The following is a 9,158-nucleotide window of genomic DNA, read 5'->3' on the forward strand; positions in this document are numbered from 1 at the left end:
CCTGCACCCACCTCCAGCACCTCGCTCGAACTCTGCCTGCGCCTGACCCGCGCCTACGCCGTGCTGACCCGCCGGCTCGACAACAAGCTCTCCAGCGTCCACGGCCTGAGCTTCGGTGATTTCATGGTGCTGCACAGCCTCGCGCGCGCCGAGAGCGCACGCCTGCGCCGCATCGATCTGGCCGAGCGCATGGGGCTGACCGCTTCGGGCGTGACGCGCACGCTGCTGCCGCTGGAGAAGATCGGGCTGGTGGGGCGCGAGTCCGATCCACGCGACGCCCGGGTCGGCTACGCGACGCTGACCCCCGCAGGACAGGCGCTGCACGGCTACGCGCTGGCGTCGGCCGAGGCGATCTGCCAGGAGGCGACGCAGGCCGTGCCGGAGGAGGCGCTGGCGGCCACGGTGGACCTGCTGGGACAACTGGCGGGGATCAACCTGTCGAATGCCTGAGGCCCCTGGCGCCATTCAACGCCGCTCGATCACCTGCAGATCCTTCGCATGCCCGATCAGGTACTCGGCGCTGAACCGCGCCTTCTGCCCCGGCGCCAGCATCTGCGTCCAGGCGACGACACCCGGCTGGTCCTGCCAGTCGCCGGGCTGCGGCGCGGGGATGAACTGGCGGGTGACGGTGATCTTCTCGTCGGTGCTGACCGGCGTCGATTCGAGCACTTCCAGCGTCACCGGCGTGCGGCGGCGGTTCTCGATCTCGTAGAGGCGGCCGACGCGGCGCTCGGTGCGGGTGCCGATGAAGCCGGCGCTGACGGTCTGCGCTGTCACCGGCAGGTTCTGCACGCGCACCTGCTCGTCGCGGCCGAAGGGCAGCACCACCTGCGCGCGCTCGCCCATGCGCCAGACCGTGCGGCCCACGGTCTGCGTGCCGCGCAGCAGTTGCAGGCTGCCGTCGGGCCACACGCCGTCCGGCCGCGCCACCTCGGCGATGAGCCAGGCGCTCGGGTCGGCCTGCGGGACGGTCTGCACCTTGACGCGCGCCGGCCAGCGCTGGCTGCCGAGCGCAAAGGCCACTTGCTGCCCGCCGCTGCGCACATCGACCTTGCCCGGCACCTCGAACTCGGTGGCGAACTCGCCCTGCACCACCTGCACGGCGAAGTCCAGCGACTCGGCCGCCGACTCGTCGGCATCGGAGCGTTTGGCGCGCGACGACTTCGCCTTCTCTGGCGCCGGAGCCATCGCCATGGCAACCGGCGCCGGCGCGGACGCCGTCGGGCGCGGTGCCAGCTCCCAGCGCCGCGGCGCCGGCCCGCTGGTGGCCGACTGCGGCGAGCCGGTCGACAGCCGCAGCGCGACACCAGACCAGTCCTCGCCCGTGTGCTGGCTGACCTGCGCCTGGCGCTCCATCTCGACCACGGCGGTGGTCGGGTCCAGCGTGGCGCGGTAGGCCGGCGCCCAGGTCGGGCCGGGTGTCTGGTACTGCAGGCGCAGCTCGCCCTCGGCCGTCGCCTGCAGCTGGATGCGCAACTGGCGGACCTCGTCGTCCTCGGGATGCTGACGCTCGCGCTCGGCCTTCAGCGGCTTGAGTTCCTCCTCCAGCTTCTCGCGTTCACGCTCCAGGCGGTGCTGCTGCAGGTAAGCGTCCTGCCCCGAGCGCTGGACCTGTGCCAGCGTGGACGCCAGCGGCTGGGGCGTCGCGCGCACCCCCTCGCCCGAGGCCAGCCCCTTGAGCAGCCGCAGCACCAGCTTGTGGGCGTCGCGTTCGGCCTTCAACGCAGCGATGCGGTCCTCCAGCGCCGTGATGCGCCCGTCGAGCGGGCTGCCGGCGCAGGCGGGCACCTCGTCGCGCGAGCGCTTGGTCGCGGTGACCGAGCCGATGCGGACCGCGGCGTCGCCCTCCGCCCGCAGCGACGCCATGTCGAACTGCGGGCTCAGGCAGTCCAGCACCAGCTCGCGGGCGCCAGCCGGCACGCGCGCGGTGCGCTCGACCACGGCCGTGCCGGGGTAGACGGTGACGCGGGTGATGTGCGAGGGTACTTCGGCAGCGCTGGCGGTGACCGGCAGGTTCGACAGGAATGCACCAGCAAGCAGCAACGACAGGGTGTTCATGGGCGACCTTCGTAGACGAGGAAACGAAGACAACATAACGCGCCACCGGCCCGCAAACCTTGTTTCAACGCACTTCAATGCGCCCTGGACGCCCGGAGCCGACACGCCCTCACACCGGCAGGCCCAGCGTCTGCCGCAGCCGCTGCCGCAGCGCCGCGAAACTCGCCTCCAGATCCTGCGCACTGGTGTCGAACACCAGATCCGCCTTTTCATAGAACGACGACCGCCCGGCCAGGATGCGCCGCAGGTCGTCCATCGCCTCCTGGCTGCCCGCCATCGGGCGCAGGTCACCTTGCGCGGCCACGCGCTGCATGTGGTCCTCGGGCGTGGCCTGCAGCCACACCGTGGTGCAGTGGCCGAGCAGCAGGTTGAAATTCGCCGCGTCCGACACCAGCCCGCCCGGCGTGGCGATCACGACCTCGGGGTAGATCTGGATCGCCTCCTCCAGCGCCCGGCGCTCGTAGCGGCGGTAGGCGTTGGTGCCGTAGAGATTGTGGATCTCGCTGATGCTGCAGCCGGCAAATGCCTCGATCTGCCGGCTCAGCTCGATGAACGGATACCCCAGGTCGTCGGCCAGCAGTTGCCCCAGCGTGGACTTGCCCGCCCCGCGCAGGCCGATCAGCGCGATGCAGTGGCCGCGCTCGGCCTGCGCGGCGGTGCCGGCGGCGAACAGCATGGCCAGCGCCTCGCGGGCGCGGCGCAGCTCGGCATCGCTGCGGTGCTCCAGCAGCTCGCGGATCATCAGCCACTCGGGTGACGAGGTGGTCACGTCGCCGATCAGCTCCGCCAGCGAGCACTGCAGCGCCCCGGCCACCTGCTGCAGCACGAGGATCGAGGCATTGCCCGTGCCGTACTCCAGGTTCGCCAGGTGCCGCTCGGACACCTCCGACGCCAGTGCCACGGCCTTGCGCGTCAGGCCGCGCCGTGCGCGCAGATCCCGCACACGTTCGCCCAGCGTGACCAGCAGCGGGTTCTTGGACTCGTCGGCCGAGGGCGGGACAGCGGCCAGCGCCGACGCTTCGAGGGAGTTGACCTGCATGGATGTCAGGGATGTCGGGGTTCTAAGGGGAAACACTATGTATGCACTATATTGCTTGACACTGAACGAACCGAGAACTATCGTTCATTGAAAGCACAATAGTGCATGTTCATTCAAGCCGCAAGCCCTCCCCGATCAAACCCGAACCCCACCACCATGTCGCAAGCCACTTTCCGTGCCACGCTGGCCGAACTCGGTGCGCAGATCGCCGGCCGGGCCCTCGATGCCGACCTCGACACCTGGCTGAACCTGCACCATGGTGCAGGCAGTGCCACTTACCGGCGCCTGGCCGAGGAGATCCACACCGGCGTGGCCGAAGGCTGGCTGTGCAACCGCGAAGGCGGCGGCATCCGCTACGGGCGCATCTTCAAGTCGGCCGACGACCTGGCGCGCTGCTCGGTCGATGTCGTGGCCATGGACAACGTGGTCGGCCCGCACCACCGCCACCCCCACGGCGAGATCGACCTGATCGTGCCGATCGACCCGGACGCCCGCTTCGACGGCCGCGGCGCCGGCTGGCTGGTCTACGGGCCGGGCAGCGCGCACCGCCCCACCGTGTCGGGCGGGCGGGCGCAGGTGCTGTACCTGCTGCCCGAAGGCGCCATCGAATTCACCGGCCTGTGACCACCCACGGCACGCCAAAGGACACCCCATGACCGCCCTGATCTCCGGCCAGCCCTTCAACTTCGCGCAGCACCTGCTGACGCTGAACGCCGGCCGCGCCGACAAGGCGGCCTTCCTCGACGACCTCGGCACGCTGACCTACGGCCAACTCGACGAGCGCGTGCGCCGGCTGGCCAGCGGGCTGCGGGCGCTGGGCCTCAAGCGCGAGGAGCGCGTGCTGCTGCTGATGCAGGACGGCAACGACTGGCCGGTGAGCTTCCTCGGCGCGATGCACGCCGGGCTGGTGCCGGTGGCGGTCAACACGCTGCTGACCGCCGACGACTACGCCTACATGCTCGAACACTCGCGGGCACAGGCCGTGCTCGTCTCCGGCGCGCTGCTGCCGACGCTGACCGCGGCGATGGTCAAGTCGGACCACGAGGTGCAGAAGGTCATCGTGTCGCGGCCGGTGGCGCCGCTGCATCCGGCCGAGGTCGAGTTCGAGGCCTTCCTCGCCGCCCACGCTCCCGCGCAGAAGGCCGCGACCACCAGCGGCGACGATCCCGGCTTCTGGCTCTACTCGTCCGGCTCCACGGGCCGCCCCAAGGGCACGGTGCATTCCCACGCCAACCCGTACTGGACCGCCGAGCTGTACGGCAAGGGCGTGCTGGCGCTGACCGAGGCCGACGTGTGCTTCTCGGCGGCCAAGCTGTTCTTCGCCTACGGGCTGGGCAACGCGCTGACCTTCCCGATGACGGTCGGCGCGACGACGATCCTGATGGGCGAACGCCCCACGCCGGACGCCACGTTCAAACGCTGGCTCGGCGGCGTCGGGGGCCTGAAGCCCACCGTGTTCTACGGCGCCCCGACCGGCTTCGCCGGCATGCTGGCCCACCCGAACCTGCCGGCGCGCGACGCGGTGGCGCTGCGGCTGGTGTCGTCCGCAGGCGAGGCGCTGCCAGCCGACCTCGGCGAGCGGTTCCAGCACCACTTCGGCGTGGACATCGTGGACGGCATCGGCTCGACCGAGATGCTGCACATCTTCCTGTCGAACCGCCCCGACGCGGTGCGCTACGGCACGACCGGCTGGCCGGTGCCGGGCTACACGGTGGAGCTGCGCGGCGAGCACGGCGGCCCGGTGCCGGACGGCGAGCCGGGCGACCTCTACATCCAGGGACCCTCCGCCGCGATGATGTACTGGGGCAACCGCGACAAGACCCGCGAGACCTTCCAGGGCGGCTGGACCAAGAGCGGCGACAAGTACGTGCAGAACGCCGACGGCACCTACACCTACAGCGGCCGCAGCGACGACATGCTCAAGGTCAGCGGCATCTACGTCTCGCCGTTCGAGGTCGAGGCGACGCTGGTGCAGCACCCGGCGGTGCTGGAAGCGGCCGTGATCGGCGTGATCGACGCGGACGGGCTGACCAAGACCAAGGCGTTCGTCGTGCTGAAACCCGGCGCCGAGACCGACGAGGCGGCGCTCAAGGCGTTCGTGAAGGACAAGCTCGCGCCGTACAAGTACCCGCGCCAGATCGAGTTCGTCGCCGACCTGCCCAAGACGGCCACCGGCAAGATCCAGCGCTTCAAGCTGCGCGACCAGGAAAAGACGCGGGACTGACCGGATGCGCACCGCGGACATCCACTTCACCGAGATCGACTGGGCCGGCCGCCCGGTGCGCATCGAGTACCGCCAGATCGCCGCGCCCGACGGGGCCGCGCCGCACCCGCGGCTGGTCTTCCTGCACGAAGGCCTCGGTTCGGTCAGCATGTGGCGCGATTTTCCGGACCGGCTGTGCGCGGCACTGGGCTGCGCGGGGCTGGTGTATTCGCGCCCGGCCTACGGACAATCCTCCCCGAAACCCGCCGACGAGCGCTGGCAGCCGGACTTCATGCACCGGCAGGCGCGCGAGGTGCTGCCGGCCGTCCTGAACGCGATCGGCGTGCAGGCGCCCTATGCGCTGTTCGGCCACAGCGACGGCGGCTCGATCGCGCTGCTGCACGCGGCGATGTTCCCCGAGCGCGTGGCCGCGCTGGTCGTCGCCGCGCCGCATCTGTTCGTCGAAGCCCTGAGCCTCGCCAGCATCGAGGACGCCCGCGCCGCCTATGCGCAGACCGACCTGCGCGACAAGCTCGGCAGGCACCACGCCGATCCCGACTCCGCCTTCCGGGGCTGGAACGACATCTGGCTCGACCCGGCCTTCCGCGACTGGAACATCGAGCGCGAGGTGGCGCAGATCCGCTGCCCGATCCTGGCCGTGCAGGGCGTTGAGGACCAGTACGGCACGATGGCCCAGATCGAGCGCATCGCCGACCTGTGCCCGGACCGCGCCACGCTGCTCCGGCTCGACGCCTGCGGCCACAGCCCGCACCGCGACCAGCCGGAAGCCCTGATAGGCACCGCCACCAAATTCCTGCATCGTCACGCCCGCTGAGACGCCCCGCGTCCACACCGGCCCCTTCCCTCAGGAGACAAGACATGACCCCCTGCTTCACCCGCACCCTCGCCGCCACCGCGCTGCTCTCGATCGCCAGCGGCGTCCTGTCACCCGCGCAGGCCCAGGACAAGCTCAAGGTGGGCTTCATGCTGCCCTACACCGGCACGTTCGCCGCACTCGGCGTGGCGATCGAGAACGGCTTCAGGCAGTACGTCGATGAACAAGGCGGCAAGCTCGGCGGCCGGACGATCGAGTTCGTCAAGGTCGACGACGAGTCCGACCCGTCCAAGGCTGCCGACAACGCCAACAAGCTGGTCAAGCGCGACAACGTGGACGTGATGGTCGGCACCGTCCACTCGGGCGTGGCGATGGCGATGGCCAAGGTCGCCAAGGACAACAACACGCTGCTGATCGTCCCGAACGCGGGCGCCGACGCCATCACCGGCCCGCTGTGCGCACCGAACATCTTCCGCTCGTCGTTCTCGAACTGGCAGCCGGGCTACGCGATGGGCAAGGTCGCCGCCGACAAGAAGATCAAGACCGCGGTGACGCTGACCTGGAAGTACGCAGCCGGCGACGAATCGGTCAAGGGCTTCAAGGAAGGCTTCGAGGCCGGCGGCGGCAAGGTGGTGAAGGAGCTGAACCTGCCCTTCCCCGGCGTCGAGTTCCAGGCGCTGCTGACCGAGGTCGCCGCGCTCAAGCCGGACGCGGTGTACGTGTTCTTCGCGGGCGGCGGCGCGGTCAAGTTCGTCAAGGACTGGGCAGCCGCCGGTCTGGGCAACAGCATCAAGCTGATCGGCGCCGGCTTCCTGACCGACGGCACGCTCGAAGCGCAGGGCGACGCCGCCAAGGGCCTGCTGACCACGCTGCACTACGCCGACGACCTGACGAACCCGAAGGACAAGGCCTTCCGCCTGCAGTACGCCAAGACCTACAAGCTGCAGCCGGACGTGTACGCCGTGCAGGGCTATGACGCGGCGCAGATGCTCGGCGCCGGTCTGGCGGCGGTCAAGGGCGACGTGAAGAACCGCGACGGGCTGGTCAAGGCCATGGAAGCCGCCAGGATCGACAGCCCGCGCGGCCCCTTCACGCTGAGCAAGGCGCACAACCCGGTGCAGGACTTCTACCTGCGCGAAGTCACCGGCAAGGTGAACAGGAACGTCGCCATCGCGGTCAAGGGCCTGGCCGACCCGGCGCGCGGCTGCAAGCTCTGACGCGCTGAACGAACCCGCACACCGGCGTCACCCCGATGGACCTCACCACCTTCCTCATCCAGTGCCTGAACAGCGTGCAGTACGGTCTGCTGCTGTTCCTGGTGGCCTCGGGGCTGACGCTGATCTTCGGGATCATGGGCGTGATCAACCTCGCCCACGGCAGCTTCTACATGATCGGCGCCTACCTGGCGTTCTCCTTGAGTGCGCTGTTCGGCAGCCTGCCGCTGGCCCTTGCGGTCGGCGTCGTGCTGGCGGTGGCCTTCGGCTACGTGCTGGAGTGGGTGTTCTTCAGCTACCTCTATGACCGCGAGCACCTGCAGCAGGTGCTGATGACCTACGGGCTGATCTTGGTGTTCGAGGAGCTGCGCAGCCTCCTGGTGGGCGACGACGTGCATGGCGTGGCGATGCCCGACCTGCTCGCCGGCTCGATCGCCATCGGCAACGGCATGACCTACCCGGTCTACCGGCTGTTCGTCTCGGGCGTGTGCCTGCTGCTCGCGCTCGGGATGTACGGGCTGATCAGCAAGACCCGGCTGGGGATGATGGTCCGCGCCGGGGCGACCAACCGCGAGATGGTGCAGTCGCTGGGCATCAACATCACGCTGCTGTACCGGGTGGTGTTCGCGGTCGGCGTGGCGCTGGCCGTGTTCGCCGGGATGATCGCAGCACCCGTGTCGTCGGTGTACCCGGGCATGGGCGGACAGGTGCTGATCATCTGCTTCGTCGTTGTCGTGATCGGCGGCATCGGCTCGATCAAGGGCGCGCTGGTCGCCGCACTCCTGATCGGCTTCGTCGACACCTTCGGCAAGGTGCTCTGGCAGGAAGGGGCCGGCGCGCTGGTCTATGTGCTGATGGCGGCCATCCTGCTGTGGCGCCCGGCCGGTCTGTTCAAGGCAGGGTGATCGGCGATGACCTCATCCCACTCCAACAAGTCTCTTTCCTCGCTGTCCGTGGTCGCCTGGGTGCTCGTCTTCGCGCTGCTGGCGGTGTTCCCGCTGCTGCCCGAGCCGATCGGCGGCAAGTTCCACACCGAGCTGCTCGCCAAGGTGATGATCATGGCGATCTTCGCCGCCAGCCTGCAGCTGCTGGTCGGCTACACCGGGCTGGTGAGCCTGGGCCACGCGGCGTTCTTCGGCTTCGGTGCCTACGCGGTGGCCATGCTCGCGCCGATGTCGGAGGCAGGCAACGGCTGGCTGATGCTGGCCGCGGCGATCGGCGGCGCGGGGCTGCTCGCGCTGGTCATCGGCGCGCTGGTGATGCGCACGCAGGGCATCTACTTCATCATGGTCACGCTGGCCTTCGCGCAGCTCGTGTTCTTCGTCTTCCACGACACGGCGATCGCCGGCGGCAGCGACGGCGCCTACATCTACTTCAAGCCCGCGTTCACGCTGGCCGGCTGGCAGTGGATCGACCTGGAGCAGGCCAACAGCTTCTACTGGTTCGTGCTGGGCGCCCTGGCGCTGACGCTGGCGGTGCTGACGCTGGTGCTGCGCTCGCGCTTCGGGCATGCGCTGGTCGGCATCCAGCACAACGAGCAGCGCATGCGGGCGGCCGGCTACTCGACCCTGCTGTACAAGCTCGCGAGCTTCGTCGTCGCCGGGATGCTGGCCGGGCTGGGCGGCTTCCTCTACGCGGCGCAGTACGGCTTCGTGACGCCCGAGATCCTGTCGTGGCACCAAAGCGGCAATGCGCTGGTGATGATCATCCTCGGCGGGCTGGGCAGCCTGGGCGGCGCGGTGGCGGGGGCCTTCGCGTTCGTGCTGCTGTCGGAGTGGTTCTCGGCGCTGACCAAGCACTGGCAGCTGC

9 protein-coding genes are annotated in these 9,158 nt (G+C 69.5%); 7 read left to right on the forward strand and 2 right to left on the reverse strand.

Going from position 1 to position 9,158, the window contains the following annotated elements:
- Positions 1–450 (forward strand): MarR family winged helix-turn-helix transcriptional regulator (locus AB3X43_RS08770; RefSeq protein WP_369429464.1); only part of this gene is annotated, 450 nt, incomplete at its 5' end.
- A gap of 15 nt (positions 451–465) precedes the next feature.
- On the opposite strand, the gene AB3X43_RS08775 is transcribed toward AB3X43_RS08770, so the two are convergent.
- Both AB3X43_RS08775 and AB3X43_RS08780 read right to left on the reverse strand, forming a co-directional pair.
- A complete protein-coding gene (locus AB3X43_RS08775) occupies positions 466–2,058 on the reverse strand; it encodes a DUF4139 domain-containing protein (protein WP_369429465.1) in 1,593 nt (530 codons plus the stop codon).
- Positions 2,059–2,167: 109 nt separating this feature from the next.
- The gene (locus tag AB3X43_RS08780; protein WP_369429466.1) at positions 2,168–3,097 is read right to left on the reverse strand and encodes a helix-turn-helix transcriptional regulator; all 930 of its coding nucleotides are present in this window, start codon (positions 3,095–3,097) and stop codon (positions 2,168–2,170) included.
- 156 nt (positions 3,098–3,253) lie between these two features.
- On the opposite strand from AB3X43_RS08780, the gene AB3X43_RS08785 reads away from it, so the two are divergent.
- The 6 genes from AB3X43_RS08785 to AB3X43_RS08810 all read left to right on the forward strand — a co-directional run.
- Positions 3,254–3,721: a 4-hydroxylaminobenzoate lyase gene (locus AB3X43_RS08785; RefSeq protein ID WP_369429467.1), complete on the forward strand. Its 468-nt coding sequence runs from the start codon at positions 3,254–3,256 to the stop codon at positions 3,719–3,721.
- A gap of 28 nt (positions 3,722–3,749) precedes the next feature.
- Entirely contained in the window at positions 3,750–5,321 is a 1,572-nt protein-coding gene (locus AB3X43_RS08790; protein ID WP_369429468.1) for a benzoate-CoA ligase family protein, read from the forward strand.
- A 4-nt stretch (positions 5,322–5,325) separates the two neighbouring features.
- Positions 5,326–6,135: an alpha/beta fold hydrolase gene (locus tag AB3X43_RS08795; RefSeq protein WP_369429469.1), complete on the forward strand. Its 810-nt coding sequence runs from the start codon at positions 5,326–5,328 to the stop codon at positions 6,133–6,135.
- A 44-nt stretch (positions 6,136–6,179) separates the two neighbouring features.
- Positions 6,180–7,352: an ABC transporter substrate-binding protein gene (locus AB3X43_RS08800; protein ID WP_369429470.1), complete on the forward strand. Its 1,173-nt coding sequence runs from the start codon at positions 6,180–6,182 to the stop codon at positions 7,350–7,352.
- 35 nt (positions 7,353–7,387) lie between these two features.
- Entirely contained in the window at positions 7,388–8,254 is an 867-nt protein-coding gene (locus tag AB3X43_RS08805; protein WP_369429471.1) for a branched-chain amino acid ABC transporter permease, read from the forward strand.
- A 6-nt stretch (positions 8,255–8,260) separates the two neighbouring features.
- Positions 8,261–9,158 (forward strand): branched-chain amino acid ABC transporter permease (locus tag AB3X43_RS08810; RefSeq protein ID WP_369429472.1); only part of this gene is annotated, 898 nt, incomplete at its 3' end.

The sequence above is a fragment of the Sphaerotilus sp. genome (assembly GCF_041083715.1).
GTDB lineage: Bacteria > Pseudomonadota > Gammaproteobacteria > Burkholderiales > Burkholderiaceae_C > Sphaerotilus.

Coding starts and splice junctions, on each gene's coding strand:
- AB3X43_RS08790 (WP_369429468.1), top strand. CDS start 3,750: ATGACCGCCCTGATCTCCGGCCAGCCCTTCAACTTCGCGCAGCACCTG.
- AB3X43_RS08805 (WP_369429471.1), top strand. CDS start 7,388: ATGGACCTCACCACCTTCCTCATCCAGTGCCTGAACAGCGTGCAGTAC.
- AB3X43_RS08785 (WP_369429467.1), top strand. CDS start 3,254: ATGTCGCAAGCCACTTTCCGTGCCACGCTGGCCGAACTCGGTGCGCAG.
- AB3X43_RS08780 (WP_369429466.1), bottom strand. CDS start 3,097: ATGCAGGTCAACTCCCTCGAAGCGTCGGCGCTGGCCGCTGTCCCGCCC.
- AB3X43_RS08795 (WP_369429469.1), top strand. CDS start 5,326: ATGCGCACCGCGGACATCCACTTCACCGAGATCGACTGGGCCGGCCGC.
- AB3X43_RS08775 (WP_369429465.1), bottom strand. CDS start 2,058: ATGAACACCCTGTCGTTGCTGCTTGCTGGTGCATTCCTGTCGAACCTG.
- AB3X43_RS08800 (WP_369429470.1), top strand. CDS start 6,180: ATGACCCCCTGCTTCACCCGCACCCTCGCCGCCACCGCGCTGCTCTCG.